Source organism: Planomonospora sp. ID91781 (genome assembly GCF_015711595.1).
GTDB classification, from domain to species: Bacteria; Actinomycetota; Actinomycetes; order Streptosporangiales; family Streptosporangiaceae; genus Planomonospora; species Planomonospora parontospora.
The window spans coordinates 3,464,049-3,483,691 of sequence record NZ_JABTEY010000001.1 but is presented as its reverse complement, the minus strand read 5'-3'; the positions used below and the strand labels follow the sequence as shown (position 1 = coordinate 3,483,691).

At 74.9% G+C, this 19,643-nt stretch carries 14 protein-coding genes; 7 read left to right on the top strand and 7 right to left on the bottom strand.

Annotation, left to right across the window (positions count from 1 at the left end; all coding sequences use genetic code 11):
• Positions 1-96 precede the first annotated feature (96 nt).
• The 7 genes from HS048_RS15810 to HS048_RS15780 all read left to right on the top strand — a co-directional run bounded on the left by HS048_RS15810 (position 97) and on the right by HS048_RS15780 (position 9,226).
• Complete coding sequence (locus HS048_RS15810) at positions 97-1,413, top strand: hypothetical protein (RefSeq protein ID WP_196467321.1); 1,317 nt, start codon at positions 97-99, stop codon at positions 1,411-1,413.
• The gene (locus tag HS048_RS15805; protein ID WP_196467320.1) at positions 1,410-3,722 is read left to right on the top strand and encodes a serine/threonine-protein kinase; all 2,313 of its coding nucleotides are present in this window, start codon (positions 1,410-1,412) and stop codon (positions 3,720-3,722) included. Before HS048_RS15810 ends, HS048_RS15805 begins: the two co-directional genes overlap by 4 nt.
• Entirely contained in the window at positions 3,719-4,843 is a 1,125-nt protein-coding gene (locus HS048_RS15800; protein ID WP_307832495.1) for a protein phosphatase 2C domain-containing protein, read from the top strand. Before HS048_RS15805 ends, HS048_RS15800 begins: the two co-directional genes overlap by 4 nt.
• Positions 4,840-6,174 carry a VWA domain-containing protein gene (locus tag HS048_RS15795; RefSeq protein WP_196467319.1) on the top strand — a complete coding sequence of 445 codons (1,335 nt, stop codon included), beginning with the start codon at positions 4,840-4,842 and terminating at the stop codon, positions 6,172-6,174. Before HS048_RS15800 ends, HS048_RS15795 begins: the two co-directional genes overlap by 4 nt.
• A gap of 13 nt (positions 6,175-6,187) precedes the next feature.
• On the top strand, positions 6,188-6,862 hold the full coding sequence (locus HS048_RS15790) for an FHA domain-containing protein (protein ID WP_196467318.1): 675 nt from the start codon (positions 6,188-6,190) through the stop codon (positions 6,860-6,862).
• Complete coding sequence (locus HS048_RS15785; RefSeq protein ID WP_230880840.1) at positions 6,859-8,331, top strand: hypothetical protein; 1,473 nt, start codon at positions 6,859-6,861, stop codon at positions 8,329-8,331. The genes HS048_RS15790 and HS048_RS15785 overlap by 4 nt, the downstream gene beginning before the upstream one ends.
• 88 nt (positions 8,332-8,419) lie before the next feature.
• Positions 8,420-9,226 (top strand): glutamate ABC transporter substrate-binding protein, encoded by an 807-nt coding sequence (locus tag HS048_RS15780; protein WP_307832494.1) that lies wholly within the window; start codon positions 8,420-8,422, stop codon positions 9,224-9,226.
• A gap of 107 nt (positions 9,227-9,333) precedes the next feature.
• Here the strand turns inward: HS048_RS15780 and HS048_RS15775 are convergent, their stop codons facing one another.
• The 7 genes from HS048_RS15775 to HS048_RS15745 all read right to left on the bottom strand — a co-directional run bounded on the left by HS048_RS15775 (position 9,334) and on the right by HS048_RS15745 (position 19,469).
• Complete coding sequence (locus HS048_RS15775) at positions 9,334-9,885, bottom strand: hypothetical protein (RefSeq protein ID WP_068894420.1); 552 nt, start codon at positions 9,883-9,885, stop codon at positions 9,334-9,336.
• Positions 9,886-9,995: 110 nt separating this feature from the next.
• Complete coding sequence (locus tag HS048_RS15770; RefSeq protein WP_068894048.1) at positions 9,996-10,739, bottom strand: 1-acyl-sn-glycerol-3-phosphate acyltransferase; 744 nt, start codon at positions 10,737-10,739, stop codon at positions 9,996-9,998.
• A gap of 39 nt (positions 10,740-10,778) precedes the next feature.
• On the bottom strand, positions 10,779-13,169 hold the full coding sequence (locus HS048_RS15765) for an MMPL family transporter (RefSeq protein WP_196467316.1): 2,391 nt from the start codon (positions 13,167-13,169) through the stop codon (positions 10,779-10,781).
• A 272-nt stretch (positions 13,170-13,441) separates the two neighbouring features.
• Positions 13,442-14,446, bottom strand: a complete 1,005-nt coding sequence (locus tag HS048_RS15760; protein ID WP_307832493.1) for a family 2B encapsulin nanocompartment shell protein — start codon at positions 14,444-14,446, stop codon at positions 13,442-13,444.
• A 23-nt stretch (positions 14,447-14,469) separates the two neighbouring features.
• Positions 14,470-16,665, bottom strand: coding sequence for a Geosmin synthase (locus HS048_RS15755; RefSeq protein WP_068894050.1), 2,196 nt, complete (start codon positions 16,663-16,665; stop codon positions 14,470-14,472).
• Positions 16,665-18,083: a family 2B encapsulin nanocompartment shell protein gene (locus HS048_RS15750; protein WP_068894051.1), complete on the bottom strand. Its 1,419-nt coding sequence runs from the start codon at positions 18,081-18,083 to the stop codon at positions 16,665-16,667. Before HS048_RS15750 ends, HS048_RS15755 begins: the two co-directional genes overlap by 1 nt.
• A 312-nt stretch (positions 18,084-18,395) precedes the next feature.
• Positions 18,396-19,469, bottom strand: coding sequence for a polyprenyl synthetase family protein (locus tag HS048_RS15745; protein ID WP_068894052.1), 1,074 nt, complete (start codon positions 19,467-19,469; stop codon positions 18,396-18,398).
• Between the last annotated feature and the right edge of the window lie 174 nt (positions 19,470-19,643).

Genomic DNA, 19,643 nt, shown 5'->3' with positions numbered 1-19,643 from the left:
AAGAGCGGATGAAGAACCACACTTTCCACGGGGGCCTCGCGCACGGGAAGGTAACGGGGACCGTTGACCGGGAGTCCAGGGGCGGCCGGGCCGCCGATGAGCGCCGAAGGCGTCCAGCACGCCCTCCGGGTCCGCCGCGAGGAGCGGGACCGCATCTCCGGCGACGTCCTGGACCTGGACGCGCACACCGTGTTCCGGCTGCTGGGCGGTTCCGCGCTGCACGGGGAGACCGCGCGGCGCTGGGCGGACGCCGAGCGCCGCGCGGCCCTGCTCTGGGCCCTGCTGGACGCCTACCGGGAGGTCCTCGACCGGGCCGAACGGATCGCCGGGAGCCGCCGCAGGCTCGGGGCGTCCGAGCTGGCGGAGCTGACCGGGCTGCTCACCGGACCCGCCGTCCGCCTCGCGCCCGAGGCCCGGCCGGTGGAGCGCCGGTCGCTGCTGGCCTCGCCCGGCGAGCGCCTCACCCTGGACGGGGCGGTGGCCGCGATGGACGCCGCCTTCCGCGACGTCACCGCCCTGGTCGCGGACGTGGACGCGGTCTGGAGCGCGGTGCTCCCCGGGCTCGACGCCGCGACGGCCGCGGCGGCCGCGGCCCGGGGGCTGCTGCGCGGGCTCGGGGACGGCGATCCCGAGCTGGACGCGTGCGAGCGGGAGATCGAACGGCTCCGGGGGGAGCTCCTCGGCGATCCGCTCGGCTCCGGCCGCGGGCAGGCCGGAGCCGTGGAGCGCACCGCCGCCACGGCGGGGCGCCTGCGCGAGCGGGCGGAGCGCGCGACGGCGCTCCGGCGGGGGTACGGCGCGCACCGCGAGGCGCTGGGGTTGCTCGTCGGCCGGGTGGCCGAGGCCGAGGAGGAGGCCCGCCGGACCCGTGACCTCGTGCTGGTGAAGATCGCCTCTCCGGCGCTGCCCGCCCTGCCCCGCCTGGCCCCGTTCCTGCGTGACCGGCTGACCGCGCTGGACCGACCCGGTACGGGACCCCGTACGCGCGGCCCGGACCCCGCCGGCGGCGCGCGCGGCCCGGACGGCGGCCCGGAGGCTTCGGACGGCCGTTCGGAGGACTCGGACCGCCACTCGGAGGACTCGGCCGGCGGCCCGGGAGGCGAGGGCGGCGGCCGGTGGCTGGCGTGGGCCGAGCTCCTGGCCGACCTCGAACGCGACGCCGAGCAGGCCCTGCGGCAGGCGGAACGCGCCACCGCGGAGCTGCGCGAGCTGCTCGCGCGCCGCGACGAGCTCCACGGGCGGCTGGAGGCCTTCCGGGCCAAGGCCGTACGGCTCGGCCGGGCCGAGGACCCCGTGCTGGACCGCCTGCACCGGCAGGCCTACGACCTGCTCCGGACCGCCCCCTGCGACCTGCGGCGGGCGACGGTGGCCGTGACGGGATACCGGCGCGCGATCGAGGGAGGCGCCCCATGACCGGTTGCACCCGGCCGGACTGCTCGGGAACCGTCGAGGACGGCTACTGCGACCTGTGCGGCCACGCCGCACAGCCGCAGCCCCAGTCACAGTCACAGCCGCAGTCCCGGCCCGCACCCGCCCCGCCCCCGCCGCCTCCCGCGGCCCCTCCTCCCCCGGGGCCCGCCGGGTCCACACCCGTCACCATCCCCTCGGCCGGACGCCACGGGACCGGTACCGCCGCGAGCCGCGGGACGCGGGGCACCGGCGGGTCGCGGCCGGGCCTGCTGGGCACCGGGCTGGCCGAGGTCCCCCCGGTGCTCTACCGGGACCCGGCGGCGGTGGTGCTGCACGACCCCCAGGTGCCGGAGGACCGCAGGTTCTGCGGCGCGCCCGGCTGCGGCAGGCCCGTCGGCCGGAGCCGCGACGGCCGGCCGGGCCGTACCGAGGGGTTCTGCCCGCACGACGGCACCCCGTTCTCCTTCACCCCCAAGCTGCGCGAGGGCGACCTGGTCGCCGGGCAGTACGAGGTGAAGGGCTGCCTGGCGCACGGCGGGCTCGGCTGGGTCTACCTGGCCGCCGACCGCAACCTCGACGGCCGGTGGGTGGTCCTCAAGGGCCTGCTGAACACCAACGACGCCGAGGCGCTGGCCGTGGCGGAGGCCGAACGCCGCTTCCTGACCGGGGTGGACCACCCGAACATCGTCAAGATCTTCAATTTCGTCCGGCACCGCGAGCCCGGCACCGGCCCGGCCGCCGGGCGGATGGCCGGATACCTCGTCATGGAGTACATCGGCGGCGAGTCCCTGCACGACCTGCTCCGCCGCCGGCTGCGGGAGACCGGCGCCGCCGAGGCCCTGCCGCTGCGCCAGGCGATCCCGTACGCGCTGGAGATCCTGCGCGCCCTCGGCTACCTGCACGAGCGGGGGATGCTCTACTGCGACCTCAAGCCCGCCAACGTGATCCAGGTCGGCCGCGAACTGAAGATCATCGATCTCGGCGCGGTCCGGATGATCGGCGACTCCGACAGCGCCGTCTACGGCACCGTCGGCTACCAGGCTCCGGAGATCGCCTCCGAGGGCCCTTCGGTCGCCTCCGACCTCTACACCGTGGGCCGGACGCTGGCGGTGCTGTCCATCCCCTTCAGCCCGGTCTCCGGCGGCGCCGAGGCGCCCGTCCCCGCCCTGGAGGACCTCCCGCCGGCCGTCCGGAACGAGTCCTTCCACCGCTTCCTGCTCAGGGCGACCGCGCCCTCCCCCACCGCCCGCTTCGCCGGGGCCGAGGAGATGGCCGACCAGCTGGTGGGGGTCCTGCGGGAGGTGCGCGCCGCCGAGGACGGCGTCCCCTACCCGGCTCCGTCCGTCCTGTTCGGCCCCGAGCGGATCGCGGCCGGGACCGCCCTGGCCGCACCCGGCGGCGGGCGCGCGCTCGTCCCGCTGGAGCGCGCCGCCGCCGCGGCCGCGCTGCCGGTCCCGCTGGCCGACCCCGCCGACCCGGCCACCCCCTTCCTGTCCGGGCTCACCGCCCGCACCCCCGGCGAGCTGACCGCCATGCTCGGCTCCACGCCGCACACCCCCGAGACCCTGCTCGCCCTCGCCCGGATGAGCGCCGAGCACGGCGCCGGGGAGACGGACGCCCTGCTCGTCCGGGCCGCCGCCGAACTGCCGGGCGACTGGCGGGTCCTGTGGTGCCGGGGCGTGCACGAGCTCGTCTCGGGCGACCTCGCCAAGGCCACCGCGATCTTCGACCGGTGCTACGACCTCCTGCCCGGCGAGTGCGCGCCCCGGCTGGCCCTCGCCTTCTGCCTGGAGTGCGCCGGGGATCCCCGGGCGGCGGCGCGCCGCTACGAGACGGTGCAGCGCACCGACCGCTCCTACGTGAGCGCGTCCTTCGGGCTGGCCAGGAACCGGCTGGCGGCGGGCGACCCGGCCGGGGCGATCGCGGTCCTCGACGGGGTGCCGCCGAGCTCCAGCCACTTCGTCGCGGCGCGCCTGGCCTGCGTGGCGGCGGCCGTACGGGAGCGGGACCCCGCCGCGCTGGACGCCGCGGCGCTCGCCGGGATCGGGGCGCGCCTGGACGACCTGGCCGACCTGGACCCGCGCCGCCGGGGGGAACTGGCCGCCGAGGTGCTGGAGAGGGCGCTGGAGTGGCTCGGGTCCGGTCGCGGCCGCGGCTCCGGGACGGTCCTGGGCGTGCCGTTCACCGAACGCGCGCTCCGCCGGGAGCTGGAACGCCTCTACCGCGGGCTCGCCCGGGGCGCGGCCACCACCGCCGAACGGCACGCGCTGATCGACCGCGCCAACGCCACCCGCCCCCGGACGTTGCTGTGACGGGCCCGTCCCCGGACCGGACGGACGAGCCGGACACCGACGGCCCGCGCCACGGCGGGACCCCGGGCGGCGCGGACGACGCCGGCCGTGCCGGAGGGTTCTGCCCGTACTGCGGTGCGGGCGTGCTGCCCGGCGATCTCTTCTGCGAGCAGTGCGGCCGCGAGCTCTCCTCGGCCCGGTGCGCGCGGTGCGGGCCCGCGCCGGTGGACCCGGACGGCTACTGCGAGCGCTGCGGCCTGAAGCAGCCCACCGGGCGCGACCACGCCGAGACGACGGCGGGCGGCGCGGCGGGGGTGAGCGACCGCGGGCTGCGGCATGCCCGCAACGAGGACGCGATGGTGCTGGCCGCGGCCGGACCGGCGGGGGGACCGGCCCGGGGCGGCCTGACGGTCGGCGTCGTCTGCGACGGCGTGTCGTCCTCGCCCCGGGCGGACGAGGCCTCGTCGGCGGCCGCCTCGACCGGCGCCGCCGTACTGCTGGAGGCGCTCGGCGCCGGGACGGGCCCCGAGGCCGCCACCCGGGCGGCCGCGGCGCGTGCCGCGGCGGCGGTGGCGGCGCTGGCCTCCTCCCCGGACGACGCGCCCGCCTGCACCTACGTCTCCGCCGTGGTGGGGCCCGGCGGGGTGACCGTCGGCTGGGTGGGCGACAGCCGGGCGTACTGGCTCCGTTCCGGGCCGCCCGGCCCCGGCTCCCGCGACGTCCCCGGCTCCCCCGACCGGTCCGTGCCCACCCGGCCCGTGCCGCCCGCCGGCGCCGCCGTACCGGAGGACCGCCTGCCGCTCACCGGCTCCGCGCTGCTCACCGAGGACGACACCGCCGCACCCGGCGTGCTGTCGGCGTGGCTGGGGGCGGACGCGGGCGAGGTCGAGGCCCGCGTCCGCACGTTCGCCCCGCGGGACTCCGGCGCGGTCGTGGTGTGCAGCGACGGCCTCTGGGGCTACCTGCGCGAGGCCGCCGCCCTGGCCCCCTTCACCGCCGGGACCGCGCCGCTGGAGGCCGCCCGCGCCCTGGTGCGGCACGCGCTCGCGGCGGGCGGCCGCGACAACGTCACCGTCCTGGTGATCCCGTTCGACCCGCCGCCGGCACCGGCCGGCACGCACCTGCGCAGGAGGAACGATTGAGCGACCGGCCCCTGTTCACGCTGAGCATCGACCAGAACGAGCACCTGCCCGCGGGCGGCCGGGAGGTCCACGCGATCCTCACCGTCGAGGCCTCCGGCCCCGCCCTGCAGCCGGCCGGGGGCGTCGAGGCGGCCGAGGTGATCATCGTCGACGCCTCCGGGTCGATGGGCGGACCCAAGATCGCCGAAGCCCGCCGCGCCGCGCAGGTCGCGGTGGAGACGCTCCGCGACGGCGTGCACTTCGCCGTCGTCGCCGGGACGCACGAGGCGGCCAAGATCTATCCCAGTGGCCGGGCCGGGCTGGCGCGGGCGGACGCCGGGACCAGGGAGCAGGCCGCCCGGGCCCTGCGCGGGCTGAACGCCGGCGGCGGCACCTCGATCGGCGCCTGGCTGCGGCTCGCCGCCGAACTGCTGCAGGACCACCCCGGGGCGGTACGGCACGCCATCCTGCTGACCGACGGCCAGAACAACGAGGACGAACGGGTGTTCGCCGCCGCCCTGGCGCACTGCGCGGGCAGGTTCGTCTGCGACTGCCGGGGCGTCGGCACCGACTGGAAACCGGCGGAGCTGCGCCGGGTCGCCGAGGCCCTGCTGGGCGGCTCCGGCTTCATCCGCGACCCCGGGGACCTGGCCGACGACTTCCGGGCGATGGTCGAGACCACGATGGGCAAGGCCGTGGCCGAGGTCGCACTGCGGATCTGGACCCCGCAGCACGGCCGGGTGAAGTACCTCAAGCAGGTGTCCCCGGCCCTGGCGGACCTGACGGGCCTGCGGGCGGACGTCGACGCGCTCACCGGCGACTACCCGACCGGCGCCTGGGGCGCGGAGACCCGCGAGTACCACCTGTGCGTCGAGATCCCCCCGGGCGCGGTCGGCCAGGAGGTCCGCGGCGCCTGGGTGCGGCTGGTGGTGCCGGACGCCGGGACCGGGGAGCCGGGCGGGACCGGCGACGTCCTGGCCCGCGGCAACGTCCTGGCCCGGTGGACCGACGACCTGGCGCTGTCCACCCGGGTCAGTCCGGGGGTGGCGCACTACACCGGGCAGGCGGAGCTGTTCGACCTCATCCAGGAGGGGCTGGGCGCACGCGCCGCGGGCGATCTGGAGACCGCGACCGCCCGCCTCGGCCGGGCCAGGGAACTCGCCGAGGAGTCCGGCAACACCGACACCGCCAAGCTGCTCGCCAAGGTCGTCGAGGTGGACCCCGGGACCGGCACCGCCCGGCTCCGCCGCACCGTCGACCGGGCGGACGAGATCGCGCTGGACACCGGCTCGGTCCGGACCGCCCGCATCAAGAAGGAGCCCGGCCCCGGCGGCCGGGACGCCGCGAGCTGAGGAGAGGAGCACCATGGCCGACTGCCCCCGGGGGCACGACCCGGGCGAGGCCGGGCTCGCCGACGGATACTGCGGCGTCTGCGGGAGCAGGCTGACCGGTGTCCCCGGCGCGGGCGGCGCCTCCCCGCCGTCCCCGTCCTCCCCGTCCTCCCCGCCCGCTCCGGCCGCCGCCGGGTCGCCCGGCGGGTGCGCCGCCTGCGGGGCGCCGGTCAGCGGGCGGTTCTGCGAGGACTGCGGCCACGACCAGGCCGCGGCGCCGCGGCGCGCGGTCGCGGTCGCGGTGGAGTGGCGGGCGACCGTCGAGGCCGACCGCGCGCACTACGACGAGATGATCGCGCAGGGCGGCCCGGACGCCGCCCGGGTGCTGTTCCCGCCGTACTGCCCCCGGCGGGACGTCCCGCTGACCGGAACCGAGGTCCGCATCGGCAGGCTCAGCCGTTCCCGGGCCCTCGCCCCCGAGATCGACCTGAGCGGCCCGCCGGAGGACCCGGGTGTCTCCCACCTGCACGCGGTCCTGCTCTCCGGGCCCGGAGACACCTGGACCCTCGTCGACCCCGGCTCCGCCAACGGCACCATCGTCAACGGCCGGCCGGTCGAAGCCAACCGGCCCGTGCCCGTGGACGACGGGGCCCGGATCCATCTCGGCGCGTGGACCCTCATCACCCTGCGGCGCGGGAGGAGCGCATGACGTCCGCCCCGCCCCGGCCCGCTCCGCCGGCCCCGGCGGCTCCCCCGCCCCCACCGGTCCCGTCCGGGGCCTCGGGAGGCGGGGTCCCGGCCGTCCCGGGCCGCACAGGCCGCGCCCTCCTGCCGCGCGGCGTCCCCGGCCGGATCCGCCTGATCACGGCCGTCTCCGTGCTGGCCCTCGCCGTACTGTTCGGCACCCTGTTCACCGCCGCCCAGAGCGTCCGGGACGGCCTGGACGTCATCGGCCACGACGCCGGACCGCAGGTCGTGGCCACCGCCGACCTGTACTTCGCGCTCAGCGACATGGACGCCCAGGTCGCCAACGTGCTGCTGATCGGCGGCGAGCACCGGCTGGGCAAGGGGCGCGCCCGCGCTCTGGAGGTCTACGAGCGGCGCAGGAGCGACGCCGGGCGGGCGGTGCTGCAGTCCTCCGCGCTGGCCGGTGACGACCCGGCCGAGCGGCGGACCGTCCAGGCCGTGCTGGACGGTCTTGGACGCTACGAACGGCTGGCCGCGCGGGCACTGCTCCTCGACGAGCAGGCCGGGCACCCGGCGGGCCCGCCGCCCCGGCCCGTCCTGGAGGTCTACCGCGAGGCGACCGACCTGATGCGGCTGGAACTGCTGCCCATGGCCTACAACCTCACCCTGGAGAGCGGGACCGTGGTGCGCCGCGCCCACCAGGAGCGGACCCTGGCCGTGCGGGCGGGGCAGGTGCTGACCGGGGTCGCCGGGGTCGCCGCCCTCTGCTGCCTGGTCTGGCTCCAGGTGTTCCTGGCGCGCCGGTTCCGCCGGGTGTTCAATCCGGCCCTGCTGGTGGCGACGGCGATCGCCGGGATGTACGCGCTGACGGGCGTCACGGTCCTCGGGCAGGAGGCCGACGTCCTGCGGGCCGCCAAGCGCGACGGGTTCGACTCGGTCCTCACCCTGGCCCGGGCCCGGGCCGTCGGCAGCAGCATGCACGGCGACCAGAGCCGCTGGCTGCTCGACCCCGAGCGGGCCGACACCTACGAGCAGACCTACCTCGACAAGTCGCAGTCGGTGCTGTACACCCCGGCCGGTGACCTCGCCGCCTACCAGAGCGCGGTGAAGGCGGCGGTGGACGGGGACCGCGCGGCCTTCCTCGGGCTGGTCGGCCAGGAGGCGGCCCGTACGAACCTGCCCGGCAGCGGGCCCGCGGTCGCCGCCGTGCTGGCGCGCTACCGGGACTTCCAGCAGGCGGACCGCACGATGCGGGAGGCGGGGCCGCGCCGGGCCGTCGAGCAGCGGATGGGACGGCTGGAGACCGCGTTCGGGGAGTACGACGCGGCGCTGCTGAGGCTCGCCGAACTGCACCGCGGCGCGTTCGACCGGCAGATCCGGAACGGCGAGGAGCGGATCGGCGAGCTGTGGTTCCTCCTGCCGGTCGCCATGGCCTCCACGGCCGTGATGATCCTCGCCGGGGTCCGGCCCCGGCTGTCGGAGTACCGATGACGGGAGGGGCACCGATGACGGGAGAGGGACCATGCGACCTGTGACCGCACGCACCGCGGGATCCCTGACCGCGCGCGCCACTGGATCTGTGACCGCACACGCCGCGGCGGCGCTGCTGGTGCTCCTGCCCGCGGCGGCCTGCGGGACCGGCGGCCCCCCGTCGATCCTCGACCGGGAGACCCTGGTGATCGGCGTCAAACCCGACCAGCCGGGCCTGGGCGTGAAGGTCGCCGAAGGCCGGTACGAGGGCTTCGACGTCGACGTCGCCACCGAGGTGGCCCGGCGGATCGGCGTGCCCGACGTCAGGTTCGTCACCGCGCTGTCGTCCACCCGCCAGCGCCTCATCCAGGAGGGGACGGTCGACCTGGTCGTCGCGACCTACTCGATCACCCCGGAGAACCGGAGCAAGGTGACCTTCGCCGGGCCGTACTACGTCGCCCACCAGGACACCCTCGTCCGCGCCGGCGACCGGGCCGTCGGGAACGTGCGCGATCTGAAGGGCCGCCGCCTCTGCAAGGCCGCGGGATCGAACTCCTGGCGCCGGGTCGCCGAGGAGCGGCGGATCCCGGTCGAGCTGGTCCCGGCCTCCTCCTACGGTGACTGCCTGGCCAAACTCCGCTCCGGCGCGGTGGACGCCGTCTCCACCGACGACCTGATCCTGGCCGGTTTCGCCGCGCGCGACGGCTCGGCGCTCAGGATCGTCAACGCCCCGTTCACCGACGAGCGGCTGGGCATCGGGATGCGCAAGGGCGACCTCGACGGCTGCGAGGCCGTCAACCGCGCCATCACCGCCATGTACCAGGACGGCACCGCCGAGAGGCTGCTGCGCAGGTGGTTCGGCGGGTCGGGACTGGCGCTCACCCTCACCGTCCCCCAGTTCGAGGGGTGCGCCTGATCCTCCGTCCGGCCGCCCCCGGGTACGGAGGCGGCCACGCGCGGCCAGGCGTCGGCGCGGCCCTCGACGCGCTCACCGGCGGTCCGCCCCACGGCGAACGGCTGGCGTCAGGAGTACGAGGCGACCATGCCGGCGACCACGCCCGCCGTGCCGAGCGCGGTGACCACGAAACCGACGACCACCGCGGCGCGCCGGCCCCGCCGCACGCCGAGGAAGTACATGATCACGTAAGGCAGGAAGCCGAGCCCGCCGACGCCGAGGAAGGGCATGGTGAGGGCCGCGACGACGCCGGCCGCGCCCGCCTTCACCGCGCGGTCCCCCTCCGGGGTCAGCTGGGCGCGGGTGACGTCCCCGGCCTCGGAGTCCGGGGAGGCGTCCACCGGGACCGGGGCGCCTCCGCCGTCGGGGGTGAAGCTGCCCTTGCAGTCGTAGCGGCCCTGGCCGAGGGCCTCGCACGAGACCACGGTGAGCGTGCCCGGCGTGCCGGTCTTCCCGGCCGCGAGCTCGATCCCGTCCACCGCGAGCAGGATCGGCACCAGGCAGACGAGCAACCAGCACCCGACGAGCAGCACCTGGACCGCGCGCCCCGGCAGGTTTCCGGGGCTCGGCTTCGGTCCGGGCTGGATCGCGCTGATGATGTCGTCGAATGAGTCACTCATGGACATATGGTGCATCACATCACTTGCAACCCGCCTGTTCGCGACTTGCAGGACCCCGGAAGCGTCCGGGACCCCGCCTCGGAGCCTCGGGCCCCGAGGCCCTCCCGCACTCACCCCTTGCGGCGGGCCTCCGCCTCGGCCGCGTCCATCGCCGCCGCCTCCTCCGGGGTCGGCGCGGTGCCGCCCAGGTGGCGGGGCTGCCACCACACGCCCTGCGGGATCTCCGGATAGCTCCGCTGGGACCGGTCCAGCAGCTCCTCCAGCTGCTTGCGCAGGCCGGCGGTGACGGCGTCGTAATCGTCGCCGCGCTTGGGACGCATCGGCTCGCCGACCGTGATGCTGATCGGCACGTGCCGCTGGGTCAGCCTCCTCGGGCGGCCCTTGGTCCACAGCCGCTGGGTCCCCCAGAGCGAGATCGGGATCATCGGCACGTCCGCGGCGACGGCCATCCGGACCGCGCCGTTCTTGATGTCCTTGATGGTGAACGACCGGCTGATCGTCGCCTCCGCGAAGACGCCGACGACCTCCCCCGCCTTCAGCGCCTTCAGCGCCGCACCGAACGCCGAGGCCCCCGCCGCCCGGTCCACCGGGATGTGGTGCATGCCGCGCATCAGCGGACCGGAGATCCGGTGGTCGAAGACCTCCTTCTTGGCCATGAAGCGCACCAGGCGCCCGGCGGGGTTGGCGGCGAGCCCGGCGAAGATGAAGTCGAGATAGCTGATGTGGTTGCTGACCAGCACCGCGCCGCCGCTCCGGGGGATCCGGTCGGCGCCGTCGATGCGGATCTTCATGTCCAGCAGCCGGAACATGGTCTTCGCCGCCGCGATGACCGGGGGATACACGATCTCAGCCATGGCTGAACCGTACCTCAGGCGGTGGGTCTCCCCACTCCTTTACGATGTAGATTCGCTCGTCGCGGCGCGGCGCCGTACCGGGCCCGCACGCAGGGGCGACCACCAGTTCGCCCGCCCCGCCAGGCACATGACGGCAGGCACCAGCAGCGCGCGGATCAGCGTGCAGTCCAGCAGTACGGCCAGCGCCAGCCCCACCCCGACCATCTTGAGCAGGACGAGGCCGGAGGTCGCCAGCGAGGCCATCACCACGGCGAAGATCACGGCGGCGGAGGTGAACAGGCGGCCGGTGTGTTCCATCCCCGCCGCCACCGCCGCACGGGTGTCCCCCGTGCGGCGGTACTCCTCGGTGACCCTGGAGAGCAGGAAGATCTCATAGTCCATGGACAGCCCGAAGGCGATGCAGAACATGAGCGCCGGGACCAGGACGTCGAGCGTGCCCGTCACCGAGAAGCCGCCGACCAGCTCGCGCAGGTGGCCCTCCTGGAAGACGTGGACCAGCACACCGAACGTCGCCCCGAGGCTGAGCGCGTTCATCACCAGGGCCTTGACCGCCAGGACCACGCTGCGGGTCATCGCCGTGATCAGCACGAAGGTCGCCAGCACGACCAGGGCCAGGCCCTGCGGCAGGGAGTCGCCGACGGCCTGGCGGATGTCCGCCAGCTGCGCCCCGGGCCCGCCCACCACGGCCGGGCCGGGAGCCGGCACGGAACGCACCGCACGGGCGAGCTCGCTGTTCTCCACGGAGTAGGGCTCGTGGTCGGTGGCGACCGCCAGCCACGTCCCGGCGGGCGAGGTGAAGCGCTGCGGCGGACCGGGGGGCGGACCGGCGAGCCCGCCGTCGCGGTAGGAGCCGGTGGCGGTGCTCACCCGCGCCACGCCCGCCAGCGCCGACACGCGCCGGGCGTAGGCGTCCAGCCTGGCACGGGCATCCGACCGGACGCGGGCCTCCAGCCGGACGCGGGCCTCGGACCGGGTACGGACGTCCGCCCGGGCACGGACGTCCGGCCGGGCGCGGGCGTCCCGTGGAGGTGTACGGCCGGGCTCCGCCGCACCGCCGCCCACCGCCCTCAGCCCGGGCAGCACCACCGTGGTCGCCGAGATGCCGTCACGGGCGTCGAAATCGCGGCGCAGGTCCTCCGACGCCCGCGCGGCGGGGGCCTCGGGCGGCAGCAGCCGGTCGTCGAAGACGCCGAAACGGGCGCCGAGGAAAGGCGACGCGACGGCGACCAGCAGCACGACGGTGGGCACCGCGACGGCCAGGGGCCGGCGCATCACCGCCTCGGCCAGCCGGAACCATCGCCCCTCCGGCCCGGACCCCGGCGCCGCCCGGCCGCGCGTGGCCCGCCACGGCCCGGGGACGGCCAGGCCGTCGATGCGCCTTCCGAGCACGGCCAGCACCGCCGGCAGCACCACCAGGCTCCCGACGGCGGCCAGCAGCGTCACCGCGATGCCGCCGTAGGCGACCGAGCGGAACATGGTGAACGGGAAGAGCAGCAGCGCGGCCAGGCAGGACGAGACCGTCAACGAGGAGAAGGCCATGGCCCGGCCGGTGGTGCGCAGGGTCACGCGGATCGCGGAGGCCACGTCGCGGCCGCCCGCCAGCTCCTCCCGGAACCGGGTGACGATGAACAGGCTGAAGTCCACCGCCAGCGCGAACCCCAGGGCGCTGGCGATGCTCATCGCGAAGGCGGAGACCTCGGTCACCTCGGTGAGCAGGCGCAGCACCGCCATGGTGCCGGTCACCGAGAACACGCCGACGAGGACCGGCAGCACCGCGGCGGTGAGGCTGCCGAACACGAGCAGGAGGATGACGACGGTCAGCGGGACGGTGATGAGCTCGGCCCTGCGCAGATCGCGTTCGCTGCGGCTCCGGGCCTCGGCCTTGACCTGGGCCTCCCCCGTCACGGAGAGGGTCAGCGGCCCGTGCGCGCCGGTCAGGCCCGGTGCCAGGCGGGCGGCGGTGGCCGCCTGTCGCATGTCGTCGCCGTGCAGACGGGCCACGATGAGCGCGGCCCGCCCGTCACGGCTGCGGAGGCCGGGCGAGCGTGCCTCCCAGTAGGAGGTGACGCGGGCGACACCGGGGTCGCGGGCGAGTCGCGCCGCCACGTCCGACCCCGCCCGCGCCATCCGCGCGTCGTCCACCGGTTGCGCGCCGCGGGCGATCACCACGAGATGCGGGTCGCCTCCGGCGAATCCCCTCTCCAGCAGTTCCGCGGCGCGCGCGGATTCGGCGCCGGGGACCGTGGCTCCGCCGAAGGTCAGCCGGTCGTGCACGCCGTGACCGGCCAGCGCTGCCACGGCGAGGCCGAGGACGGCCAGCCACAGGACCAGGCGGCGGCGCCGGACGAGGAACCCCGGAGGCGGCCCCGCCGGTTCCGCGGGCCGGCCCGCGGGCGGCTCCACCACGGTCTCCAGAGGGTGGTGCAGCACCCCGTCCTCCTTCGCGGCGGAGCGCCCCCGCCCGCATCGTCACCCAAGCCTTGCTGATTACTTTGTGTGACGATAGCGGTGATCGCGTTTACCGTGGGTGAGGTGGAACGGGAACGCCGCCAGGTCGGCGTCGCACGGGGCCGCGCGCCCTGCCGCCCCGCCCCGGCTCGGCGCGGCGGAGCGGCAGGGCAGTGGGACGGCAGGCACGGCAGGACGGCAAAGCGGGAAGGCGGGAAAGCGGGAAAGCGGGAAAGCGGCAGGGACGGCAGGTCTCATGAATACACTTCGACGCCCTCCAGGACCCCGAGGGCGTCGGGCACCAGCACGGCCACCGAGTAGTAGGCGGTCACCAGGTAGGAGATGACCGCGTGCTCGTCGATGCCCATGAACCGCACCGACAGCCCGGGCTCGCGCTCCCCCGCCAGCCCGGTACGGCGCAGCCCCACGACGCCCTGTTTCTCCGCCCCGGTGCGCAGCACCATGATCGAGGTCAGACCGGCGGCACTGATCGGGATCTTGTCGCAGGGCAGGATCGGCACCCCCCTCCAGGCCATGACCCTGGCCCCGTCGACCTCGGCGGTGGCCGGGTACAGGCTCCGCCGGTTGCACTGCCGCCCGAATGCCGCGATGGCCCGGGGATGGGCCAGGAAGCAGTGGGAGCTGCGCCGCCGGCACAGCAGGTCGTCCAGGTCGTCGGGGGTGGGCGGTCCGGAGCGGGGACGGAGGCGCTGCCGCGGATCGGCGTTGTGCAGCAGCCCGAACTCGCGGTTGTTGACCAGCTCGTGCTCCTGCCGCTCCCGCAGCGCCTCGATCGTCAGCCGCAGCTGCTGCTCGGTCTGGTCCATCGGCTCGTTGTACAGGTCGGCCACCCGGGTGTGCACCCGCAGCACCGTCTGCGCCACGCTCAGCTCGTACTCGCGCGGGGCGAGCTCGTAGTCGACGAACGTGCCCGGCAGCACCGGCTCGCCCCGGTGACCCGACGCCAGCGCGATCTCCGCCTCCCCGTAGGCGTTGCGCGGCTTCGCGGACCGGTCGCGGGCGTCCCCGGACCGGCCTCCGTCACCGGGGGCGAGGACGGCCCGCCGGTTCACCCGGTAGACGCCGTCCACCTCCGTCCAGGGCAGCACCCGCAGGAGGTGACGGGGCGTCGACGCCTGCGTCTGCGGCACGGTCTTGGCCGTCGTCGCCAGCCTGCGGGCGGCGGCCGTGCCCAGGCTCAGCCGGGAGGCCTCCGCGGCGGGAGCGGTCCGGGCGATCCCCGCGGTCTCCGTGCTCACCGTGGTCTCTCCGCCCCCCGCGCTCACCGGATGCCCACCGGTCCAGCCGGGACGCGGACCCCCGCGGCCGGTCCCGGCGGGGTGAGCCGGGCCGTGGCGGTGCCGAGGCCGGTGGGGCCCTGGGTCCAGCGGACCGGCGCGGAACGGGCCGGCGCGCAGCCCGGGTAGCGCCGGGTGCGCTGGTGCCAGCGCACGATGGCGGCCATCCAGTCCTGCAGTTCGGTCACGTAGCCGGCGACCGACTCGCGGAGCGCGTCGCCGGCCTCGACCCGCTCCAGCAGGGCGGGCAGATCGACGGCGGTGATGTGCTCGAACTGCTTCATCCGGGAGGTCAGCAGGGCGTCGACGATCGCGACCCCCTGCTGCGGGTCGCAGTCGAAGAAGGTCTGCACGACCAGGACGGCGTTGTGCAGCTCGCCTTCGAACTGGATCTCCTTCTGGTAGGAGAACAGGTCGTTGACCAGGCAGGCGTAGTCCTGGGCGGCGTCGGCCATGCCGAGGAACTCGCGGGTCCGGTACAGCCCGGCGGGGATGTGCCGCCCGGGGGCGAGCCGGGCCAGGCTCATCGTCATGTCGGAGCCGAAGGTCCTGCGGCGCATCTCGAGGTAGTCGATCGGGTCGGGGACGCGGTTCTGGGCGTGGCCCGCCAGCTCCCAGACCCAGCTGTCGAGCATGTCCTCGACCGCGGCGCGGAAGGCGCGGCGCGACTCCTCCGGCATCGGCCCGGCGGTGCGCGGCCACAGGTCGGCCAGGCCGCGCTCGACCGGGTTGGCCGGTGCGGGCGCCGGGGACAGGTCGACCGGCATGAACCGCCGCAGCCGCCGGTTGGCGAGCTTCGCGCCGGCCAGGTCCCGGGCCGCGCCGAAGACCCGGGGGTAGTAGTCGTCGCCGTAGGTGCCCCAGGCCAGCCAGTTGGTCGCCAGGACGAGCCCGTCCGCCGAGGCGTCGGGGTCGATGCCCGAGGCGCACAGGGCGAGGTCGAACCCGACGAGCCCGCTCTCGGTCCACACCGCCGTCTCCGGGATGCCGGGGAGGGCGTCGAAGAACCCCATCTCGGCGCACCAGGCCACGTCGGCGGCCCGGGCCGTCTCCAGGTGCGGGTTGTCCCGCACCTGGAATGGCATGTACGGCTGCGGCAGCCGTACCGAGACCTCGGTGAAGGGGGCGCGGGTGTGGTTGCGCAGCCCGCCGGGGCCGGTCAGGTGGGCGCGCGAGACGTTCATGCCGAGGGGCCCGGCCGGGCGGACGGCCCTGGTGTAGCGGCTGGAGGCGGTGTGCCAGGCGTGTCCGCCGGCCTGCCAGTCCTGCAGTCCTCCGACGTAGCGCAGGACGCGTCCCTGCTCCTCGGATGGGACGCCCTCGTCGGTGAAGAGCTGCGGGAGCTCGGTCAGCGCGGTGTGCTCGAACTGGTGCAGCCGCGAGGTGAGCAGGTCGTTGGTGATCTGCACGGCCTGCCGGGTGTCGCAGCCGAAGAAGCGCTCGCAGACCAGGACGCAGTTGGACAGCTCGCCCTCCTGCCGGACCTCGCGCTCGTAGGAGAACAGGTCGTTGCGCAGGTGCACGGCGTCGGCGAACGACTCGGTCAGCACCCGGACCGGCCTGCTCGCGGCGAGCCGGGCCGGCAGCTCGGCGCCCGCCGCGTGCTCGACGAGGGCGGCCGACCACGGGGCGCCGCCGACCTTGCGGCGCTCCTCGATGTACTCGATCGGGTTGGAGACGGCGTCGCGCTCGATGTGGAACAGCTCCCACATCGACTCCTGGGTCAGGTCGCGGGTGACCCGGACGAACCGCCGCCGCCAGGACGGCGACATGGCGGGCACGGTGCGCGGCCACAGGTCGGCCAGGCCGCGCTCGACCGGGTTGGCCGGTGCGGGCGGATCGTCGGCCATGAAGGCGTCGAGCCGGTCGAGATAGGCCTGCGCGCCCTTGAGGTCCCTGCTCCTCTTGAAGGTCTCCAGGAAGTGGTCGTCGAAGTAGAAGACCCAGACGTACCAGTCGGTGATCAGGTCCAGCTCGGCGGCCGGGCAGTCGGGATGGGTGTAGGCGCACATCAACCCGTAGTCCATGGCCTCCAACCGCGGCGCGTCCCAGATGTCCGGGTCGTCGAGCATGCCCATGTCCGCCGCCCAGGCGCGGGTGTGCGCGCGGGCGGTCTCCAGGTGCGGGTTGAGCCTGGGGGGATGAGGCAGGTAGAAGTCCGGCAGTTCGTAGGAGGGCATCAGGCGACCTCGACGCTCTCCAGGATGCCGAGGGCGTCGGGCACCAGCACGGCCGCCGAGTAGTAGGCGGTCACCAGGTAGGAGATGATCGCGTGCTCGTCGATGCCCATGAACCGCACCGACAGCCCCGGTTCGTACTCGTCCACCAGTCCGGTACGGCGCAGCCCCACGACGCCCTGGTCCTTCTCGCCCAGGCGCATCACCATGATCGAGGTCAGGCCGCCGTCACTGATCGGGATCTTGTTGCAGGGCAGCATCGGCACGCCCCGCCACGCGGGCGCCTTCTGCCCGCCGATGTCCACGCTCTGCGGGTTGATGCCCCGGCTGTTGCACTGGCGGGCGAACGCGGCGATCGCCTTGGGGTGGGCGAACAGGACGGCCGGGTTCTTCCAGACGGTGGCGAGCAGGTCGTCGAGGTCGTCGGGGGTGGGCGGCCCGGAGCGGGTGTGGAGGCGCTGCTTGAGGTCGGCGTTGTGCAGCAGCCCGAACTCGCGGTTGTTGACCAGCTCGTGCTCCTGCCGCTCCCGCAGCGCCTCGATCGTCAGCCGCAGCTGCTGCTCGGTCTGGTTCATCGGCTCGTTGTACAGGTCGGCCACCCGGGTGTGCACCCGCAGCACCGTCTGCGCCACGCTCAGCTCGTACTCGCGCGGGGCGAGCTCGTAGTCGACGAACGTGCCCGGCAGCACCGGCTCGCCCCGGTGACCCGCCGTCAGCGCGATCTCCGCCTCCCCGTAGGCGTTCCGCGGCCGGTCGGGGTCCTCCTGGGAGCGCCGGACGTGCGCGTGCAGGCTCTCCGAGCGCGCGGCGAGCCGTTCGTAGGCCTCCCGGGGCAGGGCGAGCACCGTGCAGGCGGTGGTCGCCCTGACCGTGTGCTCCCAGGTCGCGTCCGCGCTCACCAGCGCCTGCTCCCCGAAGTAGTCGCCGTCGGCGAGCACCCCCAGCAGCGCCTCGCCGCCGTAGGGCCCTTCGCCCAACTTGCCGACCTTGCCGTGGGCCAGCAGGAAGACCTCGTCCACCGGGGTGCCCGCCTCCGCGATCACCTGGCCGGGGTCGTACTCCCGCTGGACGAACAGGTCCGCGAGGCTCGCCAGCACGTCGGCGTCGCCGTACCCGCGCAGTGCGGGGAGCTCGCACAGCTCGGCGGCGATGACCCTGACCTGGGCGCCGGTGGAGACGAAGGTCACCCGGCCGTCGGCGATCTGGTAGGTCAGCCGCCGGTTGACCCGGTAGGCGCCGCCGACGGCCTCCACCCACGGCAGCAGGCGCAGCAGGTGCCGCGAGGTGATCGCCTGCATCTGCGGCGGGGTCTTGGTCGTCGTGGCCAGGTTGCGCGCGGCCCGGGTGCCCAGGCTGAGGCGGTTCTCGTGGGGCTCGCCGGCGTCGCCGCGGGAGTCGGTGGAGATCACAGGTTCGGTCATGGCGCACGTCACCCATCTGTGTTCGGCCGGTGGCCGGTTGCCGGGGGAATCGGTCCCGCTCCGGTGAGCCGGGCTCAGCGGGCGGAGAGGTACGGCGGGCAGGAGATCGGTCAGGAGGGAGGCCGGGCGGATCGGAGGGAGGCCGGATCGGAGGGAAAGCCAGGCGGGAGGGAGCTGGGCGGGCGGATCGGAGGGAAAGACGGGCAGGAGGAAAGCCGGACGGGCGGATCGGAAAGCCGGGCGCGCCGGCGGCAGATCAGGCGCCGGAGCCGGGGGCGCCGCGGCACGGGACGCGGCGTCCCGCGCCGCCCTCTACACGACCCGGTGGGCCAGGCGGTCGACCAGCAGCGCCAGCGCCTCGCAGGTCGGTGCGGGGATCACACCGTCGCGCAGCACACCGAGCGCCTGGTCGGCACGCTGGGCGATCAGTGATTCGACGTGGGCGAGCGCCCCGGTGTCCACGATGATCTCGCGGAGCGCGTCCGCGCTCCGCTCGTCCAGCCCGGGTGCTCCGTACCAGGTGCGGAGCCGGTCGCGCTGCGGACCCCGGGCGCGGGCGAACGCGTGCGCGATCAGCACGGTCCGCTTCCCCTCCCGCAGGTCGTCGATGACCGGCTTACCGGTCACCGCGGTGTCGCCGAAGACCCCCAGGATGTCGTCGCGCAGCTGGAACGCCTCTCCCAGCGGCAGCCCGAACCGGGAGTAGGCCTCCAGCAGGGGAGGGTCGGCTCCGGCGAGCACCCCGCCGATCTGCAGCGGGCGCTCGACGGTGTACTTGGCGGTCTTGTAGTGCACCACCCGCAGGGCCTTCTCGACGTTCGCCTCCTCGCCCATGCCCGCCAGGATGTCGAGGTACTGTCCGGAGATCACTTCCAGGCGCATCCGGCTGAACAGCATCCGGGCCGCGTGCGTGCGGGCCTGGCCCACCTCGACGCCGGTCAGCAGCTCGTCCGCCCAGGCCTGGGCGAGCACGCCCAGCAGGATCGCCGCGGACCCGCCGAACGCCTGCGCGCCGGGCGGCCGGGCGGAGCCGGCGAGGCTGCGGTGCAGCGCCGGGCGGCCCCGGCGCGTGTCGCTGCCGTCCATGACGTCGTCGTGGACGAGCAGGCCGGCGTGGCAGAGCTCGAGCGCCGCACCCGCGTCGATCACGGGCGCGTCCTGGTCCCCGCCTCCGGCCCCGTGCCATCCCCAGTAGCACAGGATCGGCCGGATCCGCTTTCCGCCCGCGACCACGAACTCGCGCAGCTGCCGGTATCCCTCGATCACATCCGGGTCGTCCACCGGGGAGAGATGCGCATCCAGGAACCGGATCAGCCTGGCGTCCACCTTTCGCCGCACCTGATCGATGGCTTTCGAGATCGGCGTCTCCGCGATCTCCGTCGTCATAGATGGCCCTTCGATGACGGACAGGATTACAAAGAGGAAGTTACGCCATGACAACGAGAATGCAAATACCCATTTTAAAAATCGCGGTTTTTACAGAAAGTGCAGATCACCGCGCATATAAAAGCATTCGAGGGCGATATCACCTCCTAGGCGATCCGTCCCGTTAAGGAGCCG

Excerpts from the sequence above, each read along its gene's own strand:
- HS048_RS15755 (WP_068894050.1), bottom strand. The coding sequence starts at position 16,665 with ATGCCCTCCTACGAACTGCCGGACTTCTACCTGCCTCATCCCCCCAGG.
- HS048_RS15775 (WP_068894420.1), bottom strand. The coding sequence starts at position 9,885 with ATGAGTGACTCATTCGACGACATCATCAGCGCGATCCAGCCCGGACCG.
- HS048_RS15790 (WP_196467318.1), top strand. The coding sequence starts at position 6,188 with ATGGCCGACTGCCCCCGGGGGCACGACCCGGGCGAGGCCGGGCTCGCC.
- HS048_RS15750 (WP_068894051.1), bottom strand. The coding sequence starts at position 18,083 with ATGACCGAACCTGTGATCTCCACCGACTCCCGCGGCGACGCCGGCGAG.
- HS048_RS15810 (WP_196467321.1), top strand. The coding sequence starts at position 97 with ATGAGCGCCGAAGGCGTCCAGCACGCCCTCCGGGTCCGCCGCGAGGAG.
- HS048_RS15805 (WP_196467320.1), top strand. The coding sequence starts at position 1,410 with ATGACCGGTTGCACCCGGCCGGACTGCTCGGGAACCGTCGAGGACGGC.
- HS048_RS15745 (WP_068894052.1), bottom strand. The coding sequence starts at position 19,469 with ATGACGACGGAGATCGCGGAGACGCCGATCTCGAAAGCCATCGATCAG.
- HS048_RS15785 (WP_230880840.1), top strand. The coding sequence starts at position 6,859 with ATGACGTCCGCCCCGCCCCGGCCCGCTCCGCCGGCCCCGGCGGCTCCC.
- HS048_RS15770 (WP_068894048.1), bottom strand. The coding sequence starts at position 10,739 with ATGGCTGAGATCGTGTATCCCCCGGTCATCGCGGCGGCGAAGACCATG.